Here is a 16,655-nt window from a genome sequence, read left to right as displayed (position 1 = left end):
TATGGATTGTATTTTTTGTAAAATTGCAAATGGTGAAATTCTGAGTAAAAAGCTATATGAAGATGATAAAGTTATAGCTTTTCATGATATTAGCCCAGAAGCTCCTATTCATTTTTTAGTTATACCTAAAGAGCATATTAAAAGTGCAAATGAATTAAATGAGCAAAACTCAAATATTATTTCACATATTTTCCTTGTTATTAATAAGTTAGTAAGAGAACTAAAAATAGACGAAACAGGCTATAGAATTATAAATAACTGTGGGAAAAATGGGGGGCAAACGGTAAGTCATTTGCATTTTCATGTCTTAGGACAAAGAGAATTAAAGTGGCCACCAGGCTAAATAGTTTCAATCTAGATATTGACTTTAATATGTGCCTATTGTATAATATAGCGTGTGTTATTAAGCCCGTAGCTGAGTTAAATTAATTAATTTGAGCTAGCGGAGGGAGGGATAATAGATGTCAGAAATAAAAGTTGGAGAAAATGAAACACTTGAAAGTGCATTAAGAAGATTCAAAAGAAAATGCGCAAGAGCTGGAGTTCTTTCAGAAGTTAGAAAGAGAGAACACTATGAAAAGCCAAGCGTGAAGAAAAAGAAAAAATCAGAAGCTGCTAGAAAGAGAAAGTTCAAGTAAGAACTATTTTAGTTTAAAATTTCACTAAAACTTAATTTAATAAGCTATTATTGGAGGCTCACTTTAATCCAATAAATGTGAAGGTATTGATTTCAAATCAATATATTAAGGTTGAGGACCATAAGGTTATATATTTTAGCAAAAATAAGTGTAAGAAATTATTATACTTGAATTTTAAAGGGAAATAGACAGGATTTAATTAATCATATTATTTGAGAATGTAGATCTTGTTAAATTACCTTCCTCAGCAGTTAAATAAAAGAAAAAATAAAATTATTAAAGAAACGGCTACACCATAGGTGTTAATAACATTGAAGATATAACTAAGTTTTAATGAACTTAGTAATGACATTTTAAAGTCAATTGATAAGAAAAATATTAACTAATAAATAAAAGCAAAAGGAACTATAATTGCAGTTCCTTTTGCTTTTTTATTTTTAAAATTTATAAACAAATTATGTGTAATTTTCTATATATTCTTATCATAAAGTACTATTAGGAAAAATATAAGGAGAGAAAATTATGCAAGGAAAAATAGAAAAAAGTAGAGAAGTTATAGCTGAAAAATTTGATTTACCTAAAGATATAGTTTTAAATGTTCCTAAGATAACAATTATAGGAAATGATGAAATAACAATAGAAAATCATAAAGGAATAATATTGTTTGAAAGAAACATCATAAGAGTAAACACCAAGGTCAAAGTAATTAATATTGAGGGAGAAAACTTCGAAATATTATATATTGGAGATTCTACAATTACTATTAGTGGCAAATTCAAATCTATATCATACGAGGTGTAATATGGCTGGGGGAGTTTTTGATAGTGGAAAGGTAGTAGTCGAAATTAACATATTAAGACCAGAAAGACTTTTAAACATATTATGGAGTGAGAATGTAAATGTTATAAATGTTAAGCGAATAGATATAGCAACTATTAGAGTAACAATAAACTATAATGACTATAATACTCTGGTAGAAGCTGTTAAAAGGCTTAATGGAAAAAGTAAAATTATAGGAAGTTCAGGGACTTTATTTTTTATAGGTAGGTTAAAGAGTAAGATGTTTTTAGCTTTGGGTGGTGGAATGTTTATAATATTACTACTATATTTCTCCACTTATATATGGAGTATAGAGATAAATACTAAAAAGAATGTTGCTCCTTATGAATTAAGACAACAATTATATGACATAGGAATAAAGCCAGGAATAAGCAAAAAGAAAATAAAGGTTAAGGAATTAGAAAAACAATTAGAGAATATGAATTCAGATATACTGTGGTTAAGAGCGAGGATAGAAGGTTCTACATTAAAAATATTTATAGAAGAAAAGGTTAATCCTCCAGAAGAAAAGGAAAGAAAGCATGGGAACTTAGTTGCAAAAATGGAGGGGGAAGTAAGGAGGGTTTATGCATTTTCAGGAAGATCTGCAGTTCATATAGGTGATTTAGTTAAACCAGGAGATATAGTTATAGAAGGTATTAATGGAAAAGAAGAGGAACCTTATGAAGTTATACCAGAAGGTGTTGTTATGGCAAATACTTTTTATGAAAAAAGTATGAGAATTAAAATAGAAGGTACAGAATTAAAGAGAAATGGAAATAAAGATAGTGATATATATCTAAAAATATTCGGAAAAAAAATTTATCTTAAAAAGGCTATAAAAGAATTTAAAGAATATGATAGAATAGAAGAGAGTGGGAAAATACTAAATAAAGTTAAATATTTTCAAAAAGAAGAAGTTGCAGTTCAATTAACTGAAGAAGAAGCTGTTAATAAAGCATTAAATAATCTTGAAGAATCTCTTTACAACAATTTAACTAGAGAGGCTAAAATAGTTGATAGGATAGTAAATTCAAAAGAAGATTCAGATGGAAATATAATAGTTAATGTAGTTTTTGTAGTAGAACAAAATATAGTTAATAATGATCCTGTAGATTATTAGTATGGATTAATATTAACTATAGAGATTAGAGGGTGATAGACGTGGTTTTAGATAAAGAAAGCAAAAATGAAAACAAAAATGAAACTAAAAAAGAAGATAAAAAATACAAAAGAATATTTATTTATTTATCTGTATTTTTAGCTATATACTTACTTCTATTAACTGTAATTGCACCTAAAAAGCATAATTTATCTGTTGGAGATATAGCACCAGTAGATATAAAAGCACCTATTGATACAATAGATGAAATTGCGACTAAGCAAAAAGAAGAAGAAGCTATGGCTAAGGCAAGAGAAGATAAGCAATATATTGTTAAAAGCGAAGTTAAAACACAAGCAATTGAAAATGTTAAGAAATTATTTAATAAGCTTGCAACTGAAAATTCTTCTACTAAAGAAGAAAAGGATAAAATAGCTGAAGTAAAAAAGATAGAAGAGTTTAGTTTAACTGATGCTGAATATAAAACATTAGTTGAATTAAATTCAGCAAAAGTTTCTGAGGTGCAAGAATTAGTAGTAAATGTATTAGAAAGAGTCTATAAAGAAGAGATAGAAGAAAATAAGTATGAAGATTTATTAGAGGCAAAGGGAATAGCAGATGCTCAATTATCTAATAGCAATATGGATAGAGGCTTAGAAGAGGTTTTAAAAAATATATGCTATACACAAATTAAGCCTAATAAATTTGTTGATAATGATAAAATAGAACAGTCAATAAAAGAAGCTCAAAAAAGTGTTCAAAAAGAAATAATAAAGAAAAATCAAATTATAGTAAAAGAAGGAGAACCTGTAACTCAAAGGCAAATAGAAATATTAAAAGAATTAGGTCTTTTAAATAGTGGTACAACAAAGAATTACTTTTCATCATTTATTTCATTAGGAATATTAGTATCATTAGTATTATTCATTCAGTATGGCTACATATCTAGAGAAAGACCAGATATATTTAAAAATAATAGGATGATAATACTTATAAGCAGTATTAACCTTATAATACTTATAATTTCTATGGGACTTAATATAATTTCACCATATTTAATACCTTTGGTATGTAGTGCGATGTTAATGACTATATTAATAGATTATAGAATATCCTTAATAATTAACTTACTTAATATAATTTTTATATCTATAATAGTTGGCTTTAGCCCCGGAGTTATAGTTTTATCTATAGTAAATGTTGTGCTTGGCTCAACTGCACTAAAGAAGGTTCAACAAAGAAATGATATAATATATTCAACTCTGTATATAACTATTATATCTTCTGTAGTTACATTAACTTCAGGAATGTTAGCCTCAAATGATTTAAAAGAAATATTTATACAAACAGGATATACAGCTATAGGTGTTTTAATTTCTGGAATATTAGCAGTTGGATTATTACCATTTTTTGAATCAATATTTGATGTAGTTACTAATATAAAATTATTGGAACTATCAAATCCTAATCAGCCATTAATGAAGAAATTATTAATGGAAGCACCAGGAACATACCATCACAGCATGATGGTTGCAAATCTAGCAGAAGCCGCTACAGAAGCAGTAGGAGGAAATCCAGTAATGGCTAGAGTTGGAGCATATTATCATGATATTGGAAAAACAAAGAGACCGTATTTCTTTGGAGAAAATCAAATGGGGAAAGAAAACCCTCATGATAAGATAACTCCTAATTTAAGCACATTAATAATACTATCTCATCCAAAAGATGGACTAGAGATGGCTAGGGAGCATAACATTCCTAAGGCTATTCAGGATATAATGGAGCAGCATCATGGAACTACATTAGTTAAATATTTTTATTATAAACTTAAAAATTCTTCTGATAAGCCTGAGGAAATAAAAGAAGAGGATTTTAGATATCCTGGACCAATACCATCTACAAAAGAGTCAGGAATTATAATGCTTGCAGATAGTGTAGAAGCAGCTGTAAGATCTATCAGTGAACCAACAAAAGGCAAAATAGAAGAGATGGTAAATAACATAATAAATGACAAACTAAATTCAAGACAACTTATAAATTGCGATTTAACCTTAAAAGATATAGAGACTATAAGAAAAAATTTCTTGAAAACTTTAGATGGGATATATCATCATAGAATTGAATATCCAACAGAAAAGAAAGTTAAATAATTATTAATGTAATTTTATAAAGGATTCGAGAGGGAGGGGTTATAGTGCCTTTCCCTTTAAATTTAAACTAATTTAAAAGGAGATAAGTGATGTTATATACAGAAAATAGACAGGACAAATTAGAAGTTACAGAGGATTTTATAGAAAAAATAACAAGTGTATGTGATTTTGCATTAAAGGAAGAAGGGGTAAATTGTCAGTATCAAATTTCTTTATTATTTGTTGACAATGAAGAAATAAAAGAAATAAATAATGAAACTAGAAATATTAATAGAGAAACTGATGTACTATCATTTCCGATGTTAGATTTTAATGAGGGGAAAGTATTTAGTGACATGTATATAAATTATGATTTTGATGAAACATATAAAGATGGTGATGAATTAGTATTAGGGGATATGGTTTTATCACTAGAAAAAGCCTTAGAACAATCTAAGGAGTATAGACATTCATATGAGAGAGAAGTTAGTTACTTAGTAGTTCACTCAATATTACATCTATTGGGGTATGATCATATGGATGAAGATGATAAGAAAAAAATGAGGGAAAGAGAAGAAGAAATATTAAATAAATTAGAAATTAGAAGATAATAATATATAGTGAGGGGAATATATGAAGATAAAAAAGCTGGTAGAGAGCTTTAATTATGCAATAACAGGAATAATAGAGACTGTAAGAACTCAAAGAAATATGAAAATTCACCTGTTTGCTGCGTTATCTGTACTTTTAGCATGCTTCGTAATTGATATATCTAAGATGGAATTTCTTATTTTAGCAATTACAATTACATTAGTGCTTGTAGCTGAAATAATAAACACTGCAATAGAAGCAACTATAGATATGTCAACTAATCATTACCATCCTTTAGCTAAAATAGCAAAAAATGCAGCTGCAGGAGCAGTTTTAGTTACAGCAATAAATGCATTACTTGTGGGTTATATAATATTTTGGGATAAAATTTCATATATATCTTATGATGTAATACATAAGATGAAAGAATCAGAGCCATATATGATATTTATAGCATTAGTTTTTGTAATTATTGCAACATTAATAGTAAAATCTATTTTTGGAGAAGGAACTCCATTAAGAGGTGGAATGCCAAGTGGACATAGTGCTCTTTCTTTTTCTATAGCCACAGCAATTTCTTTAATAACAGAAGAACCTATATGTATAGTCTTAAGTTATGTAATGGCATTAATAACAGCACAAAGCAGAGTAGATTCTAACGTTCATTCAATATGGGAAGTTATTGTAGGAGCATTGTTCGGGACATTACTTACTTTATTAATATTTGTTATATTTAAAATTTAATTTACAAATACTTTTATATATTAAAAACTTAACAACAATGCTTTAATTTTAGGAAAGTAATGATATAATAAAAGATACAATAATCTTGAAATGGAGGAATTAAAATGGATTATCAAATTCTTGTGGAAAAAGCTTTAGAGGCTAGAGAACTAGCATATGTTCCATATTCCAAATTTAAAGTAGGAGCTGCAGTATTATTTGAAGATGATAAGATATATACAGGATGTAATATAGAAAATGCATCATTCGGTGCAACAAATTGTGCAGAAAGAACTGCAATATTTAAAGGCGTATCAGAAGGAAATAAAGTTATAAGAGCAATTGCATTAGTTGGAGATATAAAAACTTATACAACTCCTTGTGGAATATGCAGGCAAGTTTTAAGTGAATTTATAGAAAATGAAAAAACTCCAATAATATTAATAAAGAATAAAGATGATTATAAAGTTAAAACCTTTGAAGAAATTATGCCAGGAGCATTTACAAAAAAGGATTTAGAAAATTAGGAGGAAAGATGTTTAAATCAGGATTCGTAACAATAGTTGGAAGACCAAATGTAGGAAAGTCAACTTTATTAAATCAAATAATGGGAGAAAAACTATCTATAGTATCAAATAAACCACAAACTACTAGAAATAATATACAAACAATATTAACTGGTGAAAATCATCAACTGGTGTTCGTAGATACACCAGGAATACATAAGCCTAAACATAAATTAGGAGAATACATGGTGAATTCTGCAAAGGATTCTATAAAAGAAGTAGATCTTGTTCTATTCTTAATAAATCCAGAAGAAGAAATAGGAAGAGGGGATAAGTTTATAATAGAAACTTTAAAAAATCAAAAGGCCCCTGTTTTTTTAGTTCTAAATAAAGTTGATGAATTTACCCAAGAAAGAGTAGCTAAAACTCTCCAAATGTATTCATCAGAGATGGATTTTAAAGAAATAATTCCAATTTCAGCATTAAAGGGAAAAAATGTTGATAAATTAGTAGAATTAATGATTGGAGCAATGCCAGAAGGACCTAAATATTATCCAGATGATATGATTACAGATGTACAAGAGAGATTTGTAGTTTCTGAAATAATAAGAGAAAAAGCATTAAGAACATTAAGAGAAGAAATACCACATGGAATTGCAGTTGATATAATTCAAATGAAACAAAGTCCAAGTGGAACTTGGCATATTGAAGTTGATATGCTTTGCGAAAAAGATTCTCATAAAGGAATAATAATAGGTAAGAATGGGCAATCACTTAAGAAAATAGGTGAAAGTGCTAGATATGAAATTGAAAAGTTTTTAAGAAGTAAGGTTAACTTAAAGATTTGGGTAAAAGTCAGAAAAGAGTGGAGAGATAACCAAAACCTATTAAAGGAATTAGGATATAAGAAGGTTAAGTAAAATAAGGGGTTGGTATTTCTGTCACTACATAAAGTAAATGCAGTAGTTTTAAAAACTAAGGAATTTAAAGAGAATGATAAATTAGTATGGTTATATACAGAGAATTTGGGGAAAATAACAGCTATAGCAAAAGGATCTAGGAAAAGTAAGAGTAAATTTTTATCTCTTACTTTACCTCTATGCTATGGAGAATATGTTTTATTTAAAGGAAAAAGCTTATTTAATCTTCAAGAAGGTAAGATAATTAATTCCTTTCAAGGTCTTTTAGATAACCTAGATAAACTAACTTATTCATCTTATATTTGTGAATTAATAGATATATGTGTAGAAGAAGGAGAAGTGAATAGAGAGTTATTTAAAGATTTTCTAACTTGTATGTATTTACTTAATACAGATGCATTAGATTATGAAATTCTTATTAGGTCCTTTGAACTTAAATTGTTAAAAGCAACTGGATATGGATTAAACTTAGAAAGTTGCGTAAGTTGTAGGAAGAAGATATCGGTGTCAAATTATATATCTTTATCACATTATGGTGGTGTTTGTGAAGAGTGTTCAAGAGAGCATGGAATTTATATATCTAAGCCAGCATATAATGCAATAAGATTTTTGCTAAAGACACCTATGGATAAGATATATAAACTAAATATAAATGCAGAGGTAAAAAAAGATATAAGTAGGGTGACAACCTTTATTATATCATCAAACTATTCTAAAAAGCCTAAGAGCTTAGAAATGTTAAATTATATAAAGGAGTGAATAGATATGGGAATAACATTAGAAAAGGTAGATAAGGTGAAGGAAAGAACCGGAGTGAGCTATGCAGAAGCTAAGCATGCCCTTGAAATTAATGATGGAGATGTATTAGAAGCAATAATATATATAGAGGGGATAAAAGGAATAAAGCCAGATTACATAGAAGGTGATTTTGGTAAAGAAGGTAGTAATGGTAGAGAAAAGTATGAAACTATTGATGAACTAAAAAAATGGTTAAAGGACTTAATAAATAAAGGAAATGTTACAAGAATTAGAGTTAGCAAAGATGACAAAGAACTTGTAGATGTTCCAGTAAATGCAGGAATAGCAGCTGGAGTAATAGCTATAATTATACCTCCTATATTAGCTTTTGTTGTGATTGCTGCAGTAGTTACTAAAATAACAATAGAAATAACTACGGCAGATGGTAGTGTTGAAGTTGTAAATAAATATATAACAAAAGCAGTAGATGACATAAAAGATGCGGCATCAGATGTGGCTTACAAGGTTAAAGATAAAGTAAATGAAGTTAAAAATGAAAAATTTAAAGGTGATATAAATAAAAGTAATAAAAAGAAGTCAGAGAAAAATGAACAAGTAGATGAAAAAGTATTTACATATACTGTTAATTTTGAAGATGAGGACTAAATTAAAGCAAATTTGAGATAAATAGGAGAAATAAGAGAATAAAGTAAACAGAAAAGGAATATTCAGCTAATATGACTAATTTTTCAGAAAATTAAGTATAGTCAAACTTTTATAAAATGTTATAATTAGAATGTAAATATCAAACTAATCTAAATTATCTGAATATTCCTCGTAAAAGCAGAAAGAGGGATAAAGTTGAAATTATCACAAAGGCAAGAGGAAATCATAAGGATAGTAAAAGAGGGACAGCCTGTTACAAGTGAAACTTTAGCTGATAAGTTAGGAGTAACTAGAGCAGCATTGAGAGCTGATTTAGCTATTCTAACGATGATAGGCATATTAGATGCTAGACCTAAGGTTGGTTATGTATATTTAGGAGAAGCTCATAATACTAGAATATTAGAAAATATTTCAAAAGTTCTAGTTGGAGAAATAATGTCTAAACCAGTTACAGTAAGTGAAGAAACTACAGTGTATGATGCAATCGTATTCTTATTCTTAAATGATGTAGGAACTTTATTTATAGAAAATAATGGGATATTAGTTGGTGCTGTTTCAAGAAAAGATTTTTTAAAAACTGCTATAGGTGGAACTGATATACATAAGGTTCCTATAGGTGTAATAATGACTAGAATGCCTAACATAATATGTGGATATAGCGATGACAGTGCATATAGCTTAGCAAAAAAAATTATAGAGCATGAAATTGATAGTATTCCTATAGTAGAAAAAGTAGAAACAGCAATTAATGAAAAAAATCAATTTAAGATAGTAGGTAAAATATCTAAGACTAACATAACAAAACTTTTTGTTAAGTTAGGAGAAGGTAATTAAAAAATATGGGTTAATTATTTAGGGTAACTACAGTGCTATTAGTACTGTTAGTATATATATTCAATTTGATTGAACGGAGGAGTATTGAGATGGAGAAAAAGAAGTATGTTTACCTTTTTAGTGAAGGCAACGGGTCAATGAAGAACCTTCTAGGAGGTAAAGGGGCAAATTTATCAGAAATGATTTTACTAGGAATTCCAGTACCACAAGGATTCACAGTTACAACAGAAGCTTGTAACAAATACTATGAGGATGGGAAAGTAATCGCACAAGAAGTTATTGAAGAAATTCACGAAAAAATAACAGAATTAGAAAAGATAACAGGAAAAGAATTTGGTAGTTTAACAAAACCGTTATTAGTATCTGTAAGATCAGGGGCAAGAGTATCAATGCCAGGAATGATGGATACAGTATTAAATCTTGGTTTAAACGATAAATCAGTAGTCGCTATGGCGGATTTAACAGGAAATCCAAGATTTGCATACGACTCATATAGAAGATTTATACAAATGTTCTCAGATGTTGTTATGGATATTGAAAAGAGATTATTTGAAAATCTAATAGATGAGCTAAAAGAGGAAAAAGGTGTTGAAGTTGATACTGATTTAACAGCTGATGATTTAAAGGTATTAGTTGATAGATATAAAGAGCTTTATAAGAAAGAAATGGGAGAAGAATTCCCACAAGATCCAAAAACTCAATTAATTGAATCTATTACAGCTGTATTTAGATCATGGGATAATCCAAGAGCTATAGTTTATAGAAGATTAAATGATATTCCAGGGGAATGGGGTACAGCAGTTAACGTACAAGAAATGGTATTTGGTAATAAAGGAGAAACTTCAGGTACAGGAGTTGTATTCTCAAGAGACCCAGCTACTGGAGAAAATAAAATATATGGTGAGTACTTAATGAATGCACAAGGTGAAGACGTTGTTGCAGGTATAAGAACACCACTTCCAATAGCTAAATTAGAAGAGCAAAATCCAGTAATATACAAACAATTTACTGATATAGTTCATACATTAGAAAATCACTATAGAGATATGCAAGATATGGAAATTACCATTGAAGAAGGAAAGTTATACTTCTTACAAACAAGAAATGGTAAGAGAACAGCTCAAGCTGCATTGAAAATTGCAGTTGACTTAGTTGAAGATGGAATGTTAACTAAAGAGCAAGCAATATTAAAAGTTGATCCAGCTCAATTAGATTCTTTACTTCACCCAGCATTCCATACAGAAGACTTAAAGAATGCTACACCAATTGCAAAAGGACTTCCAGCATCTCCAGGAGCAGCTTGTGGTAAAATAGCTTTCACAGCTGAAGAAGCAAAAGAAAGAAACGAAAAAGGAGAAGCTGTTGTTTTAGTAAGACTAGAAACTTCACCAGAAGATATCGAAGGTATGATAGCTGCTAAAGGTATTTTAACAGTTAGAGGTGGTATGACATCTCACGCAGCTGTTGTTGCTAGAGGAATGGGAACCTGCTGTGTTGCTGGTTGTGGAGAACTAAAAGTTAATGAAGAAGCTAAAACTTTAGAAGTAGGCGGAAAAGTTTATACAGATAATGATTTTATTTCAATAGATGGTTCAACTGGTAATATATATGGAGAAGCTGTTAAAACAGTTACACCAGAAATTTCAGGACATTTTGCTACATTTATGGGATGGGCAGATGAAATTAGAAAATTAAAGGTTAGAACTAATGCTGATACTCCAAGAGATACTAAGCAAGCAGTAGAGTTTGGAGCAGAAGGTATAGGATTATGTAGAACAGAGCATATGTTCTTTGCAGAAGATAGAATTATGGCAGTAAGAGAAATGATAGTTGCTAAGAATGAAGAACAAAGAAGAAAGGCTCTTGAAAAGTTACTTCCAATGCAAAGAGAAGACTTTATTGGAATTTATGAAGCTTTAGAAGGAATGCCAGCAACAATAAGATTCCTAGATCCACCACTACATGAGTTCTTACCTCATAATGATGAAGATATAGCTGAATTAGCTAAAGATTTAGATATAACTTTCGAAGAGTTAAAAGCAACTGTTGAAGAATTACATGAATTTAACCCAATGATGGGGCATAGAGGATGTAGATTAGCAGTTTCATATCCAGAAATAGCTGAAATGCAAACTAGAGCTGTAATTGAAGCAGCAATAGAAGTTAGAAAAAACAAGGGCTATGATGTAGTTCCAGAAATAATGATTCCTCTTATCGGAGAAATAAAGGAATTAAAATATGTTAAAGATGTAGTTGTTAAAACTGCAAAAGAAGTTATGGAAGAAAAAGGTGTTGAAATAGAGTATATAGTAGGTACTATGATAGAAATACCAAGAGCGGCATTAACTGCTGATGCAATAGCTAAGGAAGCAGAATTCTTCTCATTTGGAACAAATGACTTAACTCAAATGACATTTGGATTCTCAAGAGATGATGCTGCTAAATTCTTAAAGGATTACTATGATAAGAAGATTTACGAACAAGATCCATTTGCTAAACTAGATCAAACAGGTGTTGGAGAGCTAGTTAAGATAGCAGTAGAAAAGGGTAAATCAGCTAGACCAAATATCAAGCTTGGAATATGTGGAGAGCATGGTGGAGATCCATCATCAGTAGAATTCTGTCACAATATTGGATTAAACTATGTATCATGTTCACCATTTAGAGTTCCAGTTGCAAGACTTGCAGCTGCACAAGCACAAGTTAGAAATAAGAGATAATATATTAAGAGGAGGTTTTTAGCCTCCTCTTTTTTTAGTTTAAAATTTTACATCATAATATTTTGTGAATGCATTCATAAGTTCATAGGTAAACTCTAATTGGTTTTCAGTCCTATCTAATCCTTTTTCAAGTAGGGCAATAAAAGAATTTTTATTACATTTCCTTATATTTTTATAGTAATCTCTAGATAGTTTCCAGAATTTTTGAGGAAAAGCGATATAAGCTAATATATATTTTAAATCTGAAGAAGAGAGAGGATTTTCTTCCATATAGCTATCAAGGATAGCTAAAGTTAAATTAATTTGCCAGTTTGTATTTTCTCTTTTTAGCAATCGTCTTAAAAAATAAGAAATATCTCTTGAGCAATAGTCCATTTTACATTTATCAAAATCAATAAGTGAAATATTGTTACCATCTATTAAGATATTTTTATTTACATAATCACCGTGACAAAGTGATATTGAAAGTTCATCAGTGATAATTGAAGAGGAAACTTCAAATGAAATCTTAGCTAGTTCTAGATTTTCATTGATATTTTTTAGGAATATTTTGGAAAATCTATCATTATACTTATGAGCATCATTTATACTAATTAATAGTTGATTAAAATGTTTTGATATAGTTTCATTATAATTGTCTAATCCTTCTCTAGAGCTACTGCCTTTAATTGGAGAAAAATTTTTAGAAGCTTTATGTAATTTTCCTAGAGTTCTTGAGGAAAGTAAAACATTGTCTAAATTATCAAAATCACATTTTTCACCTTTAAGCCAAGGGGTTAAAATAAATAGCATATCTTTATATTTAACATACCTATTTCCATCTATAGTTGGCAAAAGCTTTGGAACGTGGATTTTATTTCTATAACACCATTCCATAGCTGAATATACATATAAAAGATTACCTTCATCATAGTAAACTTTTTTTAAGCAATAACTTCTATTATTAAAATCTATTCTATATACAGCTCTTTGCTTTTCTGTATCTTTAAATTTAATACTAATTATAGATGCATTTTGAAGATTGTAATAAGATAAAATATTAGATTTTATTTCATTAAGGGGAAGCAACTCATCCTTTAAAGCTGATACTAAGTTTTCCATTATTATCTCCTTATAAAATTACTCATTATTAAGATATTAGTAAAAAAAAGAAAATATACTTGGTATTAAATATATTATTATAAAATATGTTTAAATAGAGGAAAATAGAGAAAAATATAGAATATGTAATATAGAGGTGAGATATATGAATGTGAGAGAAAAAATAGAGGGTTTCGAAAGGTTGACATTAGTTCCTCAAGCTACTTTTAGCAATTCAACTTTAGGTAGAAAAAGACCAGAAGAAAATGATACAGTAAGAACTTGTTTTATGGTTGATAGAGATAGAATTATACATAGTAAATCTTTCAGGAGGTTAAAACATAAAACACAGGTCTATATAAAAACTTTTGGTGATCATTACAGAACAAGATTAACTCATACATTAGAAGTATCTCAAATAGCTAGAACAATTGGAAGTGGAATTGGTTTAAATGAGTCTTTAATTGAAGCTATTGCATTAGGGCACGATTTAGGCCATGTAGCATTTGCACATAATGGAGAAGAAGTATTAAATGATTTTTTAGGTGAGTTTAGACATAATGAGCAAAGTGTGAGGGTTGTTGAAAAGCTAGAAAAGAATGGATTAGGATTAAATTTAACATTAGAAGTAATAGATGGAATACTACATCATAGTGGCCTTGAAAATGGAGCCAATAAAGCTAAGACATTAGAAGGAAGAGTTGTAAAAGTTAGTGATAAAATAGCTTACTTAAATCATGACATAGACGATTCTATTAGAGCTGGATTACTTAGTGAAGATATATTGCCAAAAGAAATTATAAAGGTTTTAGGTAAAACACATTCTCAAAGAATTGAAACTTTAGTAGTAGATGTTGTAAAAAATACTACAGATGCATTAAACAATAATGATGTAGATATTAAATTTAGTAGTGAAGTATGGGAGGCTATGACAGAACTTAGGAGATTTATGTTTAAAAATGTTTACTTAGGGGATATTTTAAAGGTAGAAAGAAATAAAGCAAAGTTTATATTAGAAAACTTAATAAATTACTATTATAATCATGAAAATGAATTGCCTGATTTATATAAGGAGGTAGCGGCAAAAGAGGGGCTAAAAAGAGCTGTTGCAGATTATATAGCTGGCATGAGTGATGATTATTGCTTAAATACATTTAACTCCCTATTTGTTCCTAAGTTAGTAATATACTAAGTTTTTGGAAAATAAGAAAATATTATTTTAAAAGGAATTTTAAAGCTTATAAAGAATATAAATAAAGATGATTCATAAAATTTCATAAAATTTCATAAAATTTTATAAAATTTTTATTTTAAAGAAGGAAATATAGAAAAAATGTCGAAATTAATATAAGTTGACGAAAATTATTGGTAAGGAGGTGAATCTCCTTGCAGATTTCTGAAGAGATTCTAGAAAAGATAAAAGAACAAAATGACATAGTAGATGTAATATCTGAGTCAGTTAGACTTAAAAGGTCTGGAAGAAACTTTTCAGGACTATGTCCATTTCATAATGAAAAGTCTCCGTCATTTTCCGTATCTCAAGATAAGCAAATATATAAATGTTTCGGTTGTGGGGAATCAGGAAATGTAATTACTTTTATTATGAAAAATAGAAATATGCCCTTTGTTGATGCAGTTAAATATTTAGCTGATAGAGCAAATATTCCAATAGAAAATGATAGAGGAAGAATAAGTCCTACTGCAAAAAAGAGAGAAATACTCTATAAAGTCAACGTAGAAGCAGCTAGGTTTTTTTATTCAAATTTAAGATCAACAAAAGAAGCAAAGGAATATTTTTTAAATAGGGGCATAAAAGAAGAGACTATAAAGAGATTTGGGTTAGGCTTTGCAAAGGATAGCTGGAATAGCTTACTTTTTTATTTAAGAAAGTTAGGTTATAAAGATGACTTACTACTTGAAGCTGGGTTAGTTTCAATTTCTGAGAAAACAGGGAACAGGTATGACAGATTTAGAAATAGAGTTATATTTCCAGTTTTTGACTATAGGGGGAAGGTAATAGGATTCGGAGGAAGAGTTTTGGATGATTCAAAGCCAAAGTATTTAAATTCACCTGAAACCTTAGTTTTTCAAAAAGGAGTCAATTTGTATGGATTAAACTTTGCAATAAAAAATAAGATGTCTGAAAGATATTTTATTATTGTAGAGGGCTATATGGATTTAATAACTCTACATCAATATGGAATTACAAATGTAGTAGCTTCTTTAGGAACAGCTTTAACTACAAATCAAGCAAGATTATTAAAGCGCTATGCAGATAAGGTTATAATATCATATGATGCTGATTTTGCAGGTCAGGCAGCTACTATGAGAGGGCTTGATATATTGAAAGAAGCAGGCTTTGATGTTAGGGTTTTAAGTATTCCTCAAGGAAAAGATCCTGATGAATATGTAAGAAGTAACGGAAAAGAGGCATTTATAAAATTAATAAATAGTGCTGAAAGCTTAATCGATTATAGGCTTAAAAAGGCTGAAGAAGGAATAAATCTTAAAGATAGCAATGATTTAATTGAATATGGAAAAAGGGTTACAGAAATATTAGCAAATGTTAATCCAATAGAAAAAGATGTCTACATAAAGAAGATATCAGAAAATACATCTATACGGGAGCAAACATTATATGATTTATTGTCAAAGAAAATGACAAAAAATATAAAAGAAAATAATTTTACGTATAATAAGGAAGATAATGGAACAAAATTATATTTAGAGCCAGCTTTTTTAAAAGCTGAGAGATCTTTAATGAAGTTATGTTTAGATGAAGACTATTTTGATTATATTAGTAAGTTAATAAGCCAAGAAGAGTTAATTCTTCCAGAACATAAAGAGATTTTTTCTATTATTAAAGATGCTAAAAAGGGAAACATAAATAATATAGTTACCTTTTTAGAATCAAGATGTACAAATGTGAAAACCATTGAAGAAGTTGTTAAAATAAAAGAACAACATGTGTTAATAGGTAATAATAATAAAAAGTTAATACAAGATTTTATCAAGCAATTAGATAATTATAAATTAAATCAAAAACTAGAAGAATTAAAGCGTAAGCAAAAACTTTTAGAATCAAAGGGCAAAATTGAGGAATCTATACAAATAGCAATTGAGCTTAAAAAAGTTAATGAGCAGTTAAAGAGAGGTGCAAAGTAGCAGTTGGTAATAACGGAAGGAGGT

General features: G+C 28.9%; 16 protein-coding genes. 15 read left to right on the top strand and 1 reads right to left on the bottom strand.

Features of this window, described 5'->3' with window-relative positions; all coding sequences use genetic code 11:
• Position 1 precedes the first annotated feature (1 nt).
• The 13 genes from ACZJV1_RS14795 to ppdK all read left to right on the top strand — a co-directional run bounded on the left by ACZJV1_RS14795 (position 2) and on the right by ppdK (position 12,386).
• Positions 2–343 carry a histidine triad nucleotide-binding protein gene (locus tag ACZJV1_RS14795; protein ID WP_463650629.1) on the top strand — a complete coding sequence of 114 codons (342 nt, stop codon included), beginning with the start codon at positions 2–4 and terminating at the stop codon, positions 341–343.
• A gap of 118 nt (positions 344–461) precedes the next feature.
• Complete coding sequence (gene rpsU, locus ACZJV1_RS14790) at positions 462–638, top strand: 30S ribosomal protein S21 (protein ID WP_008429643.1); 177 nt, start codon at positions 462–464, stop codon at positions 636–638.
• A 522-nt stretch (positions 639–1,160) separates the two neighbouring features.
• Positions 1,161–1,439 carry a sporulation protein YqfC gene (gene yqfC, locus ACZJV1_RS14785; RefSeq protein ID WP_411168644.1) on the top strand — a complete coding sequence of 93 codons (279 nt, stop codon included), beginning with the start codon at positions 1,161–1,163 and terminating at the stop codon, positions 1,437–1,439.
• Between the two features lies 1 nt (position 1,440).
• A complete protein-coding gene (yqfD, locus tag ACZJV1_RS14780) occupies positions 1,441–2,580 on the top strand; it encodes a sporulation protein YqfD (protein ID WP_463650628.1) in 1,140 nt (379 codons plus the stop codon).
• 32 nt (positions 2,581–2,612) lie between these two features.
• The gene (locus ACZJV1_RS14775; protein ID WP_463650627.1) at positions 2,613–4,709 is read left to right on the top strand and encodes an HD family phosphohydrolase; all 2,097 of its coding nucleotides are present in this window, start codon (positions 2,613–2,615) and stop codon (positions 4,707–4,709) included.
• An 89-nt stretch (positions 4,710–4,798) separates the two neighbouring features.
• Positions 4,799–5,299, top strand: coding sequence for an rRNA maturation RNase YbeY (gene ybeY, locus ACZJV1_RS14770; protein ID WP_411168641.1), 501 nt, complete (start codon positions 4,799–4,801; stop codon positions 5,297–5,299).
• Positions 5,300–5,321: 22 nt separating this feature from the next.
• A complete protein-coding gene (locus tag ACZJV1_RS14765; protein ID WP_460286831.1) occupies positions 5,322–6,023 on the top strand; it encodes a diacylglycerol kinase in 702 nt (233 codons plus the stop codon).
• 104 nt (positions 6,024–6,127) lie between these two features.
• Positions 6,128–6,529, top strand: coding sequence for a cytidine deaminase (locus tag ACZJV1_RS14760; RefSeq protein WP_411168639.1), 402 nt, complete (start codon positions 6,128–6,130; stop codon positions 6,527–6,529).
• Between the two features lie 8 nt (positions 6,530–6,537).
• Complete coding sequence (gene era, locus ACZJV1_RS14755) at positions 6,538–7,428, top strand: GTPase Era (RefSeq protein WP_411168638.1); 891 nt, start codon at positions 6,538–6,540, stop codon at positions 7,426–7,428.
• 9 nt (positions 7,429–7,437) lie between these two features.
• Positions 7,438–8,187 (top strand): DNA repair protein RecO, encoded by a 750-nt coding sequence (recO, locus tag ACZJV1_RS14750; protein WP_411168637.1) that lies wholly within the window; start codon positions 7,438–7,440, stop codon positions 8,185–8,187.
• A 6-nt stretch (positions 8,188–8,193) separates the two neighbouring features.
• Positions 8,194–8,832 carry a DUF4342 domain-containing protein gene (locus ACZJV1_RS14745; RefSeq protein WP_463650626.1) on the top strand — a complete coding sequence of 213 codons (639 nt, stop codon included), beginning with the start codon at positions 8,194–8,196 and terminating at the stop codon, positions 8,830–8,832.
• Positions 8,833–9,027: 195 nt separating this feature from the next.
• Positions 9,028–9,666, top strand: a complete 639-nt coding sequence (locus tag ACZJV1_RS14740; protein ID WP_411168635.1) for a helix-turn-helix transcriptional regulator — start codon at positions 9,028–9,030, stop codon at positions 9,664–9,666.
• Between the two features lie 89 nt (positions 9,667–9,755).
• A complete protein-coding gene (gene ppdK / locus ACZJV1_RS14735; protein ID WP_463650625.1) occupies positions 9,756–12,386 on the top strand; it encodes a pyruvate, phosphate dikinase in 2,631 nt (876 codons plus the stop codon).
• Positions 12,387–12,425: 39 nt separating this feature from the next.
• On the opposite strand, the gene ACZJV1_RS14730 is transcribed toward ppdK, so the two are convergent.
• Positions 12,426–13,487 (bottom strand): CotS family spore coat protein, encoded by a 1,062-nt coding sequence (locus ACZJV1_RS14730; protein WP_463650624.1) that lies wholly within the window; start codon positions 13,485–13,487, stop codon positions 12,426–12,428.
• A 145-nt stretch (positions 13,488–13,632) separates the two neighbouring features.
• Here ACZJV1_RS14730 and ACZJV1_RS14725 point away from each other — a divergent pair, with 145 nt between their 5' ends.
• Both ACZJV1_RS14725 and dnaG read left to right on the top strand, forming a co-directional pair.
• Positions 13,633–14,658, top strand: coding sequence for a deoxyguanosinetriphosphate triphosphohydrolase (locus tag ACZJV1_RS14725; protein WP_463650623.1), 1,026 nt, complete (start codon positions 13,633–13,635; stop codon positions 14,656–14,658).
• A gap of 194 nt (positions 14,659–14,852) precedes the next feature.
• Positions 14,853–16,631 (top strand): DNA primase, encoded by a 1,779-nt coding sequence (gene dnaG / locus ACZJV1_RS14720; protein WP_463650622.1) that lies wholly within the window; start codon positions 14,853–14,855, stop codon positions 16,629–16,631.
• Positions 16,632–16,655 lie beyond the last annotated feature (24 nt).

Source organism: Clostridium sp. LS3, assembly GCF_055330225.1.
The sequence above is the reverse complement of the archived record's forward strand: the minus strand, read 5'-3'. Positions and strand labels throughout refer to the sequence as shown.

Bases quoted from the DNA above. Each gene is read 5' to 3' on its own strand.
- ACZJV1_RS14745 (WP_463650626.1), top strand. From the start codon at position 8,194: ATGGGAATAACATTAGAAAAGGTAGATAAGGTGAAGGAAAGAACCGGA.
- ACZJV1_RS14765 (WP_460286831.1), top strand. From the start codon at position 5,322: ATGAAGATAAAAAAGCTGGTAGAGAGCTTTAATTATGCAATAACAGGA.
- ACZJV1_RS14730 (WP_463650624.1), bottom strand. From the start codon at position 13,487: ATGGAAAACTTAGTATCAGCTTTAAAGGATGAGTTGCTTCCCCTTAAT.
- ACZJV1_RS14760 (WP_411168639.1), top strand. From the start codon at position 6,128: ATGGATTATCAAATTCTTGTGGAAAAAGCTTTAGAGGCTAGAGAACTA.
- ACZJV1_RS14725 (WP_463650623.1), top strand. From the start codon at position 13,633: ATGAATGTGAGAGAAAAAATAGAGGGTTTCGAAAGGTTGACATTAGTT.
- ybeY (WP_411168641.1), top strand. From the start codon at position 4,799: ATGTTATATACAGAAAATAGACAGGACAAATTAGAAGTTACAGAGGAT.
- era (WP_411168638.1), top strand. From the start codon at position 6,538: ATGTTTAAATCAGGATTCGTAACAATAGTTGGAAGACCAAATGTAGGA.
- ppdK (WP_463650625.1), top strand. From the start codon at position 9,756: ATGGAGAAAAAGAAGTATGTTTACCTTTTTAGTGAAGGCAACGGGTCA.
- ACZJV1_RS14795 (WP_463650629.1), top strand. From the start codon at position 2: ATGGATTGTATTTTTTGTAAAATTGCAAATGGTGAAATTCTGAGTAAA.
- yqfC (WP_411168644.1), top strand. From the start codon at position 1,161: ATGCAAGGAAAAATAGAAAAAAGTAGAGAAGTTATAGCTGAAAAATTT.
- rpsU (WP_008429643.1), top strand. From the start codon at position 462: ATGTCAGAAATAAAAGTTGGAGAAAATGAAACACTTGAAAGTGCATTA.
- yqfD (WP_463650628.1), top strand. From the start codon at position 1,441: ATGGCTGGGGGAGTTTTTGATAGTGGAAAGGTAGTAGTCGAAATTAAC.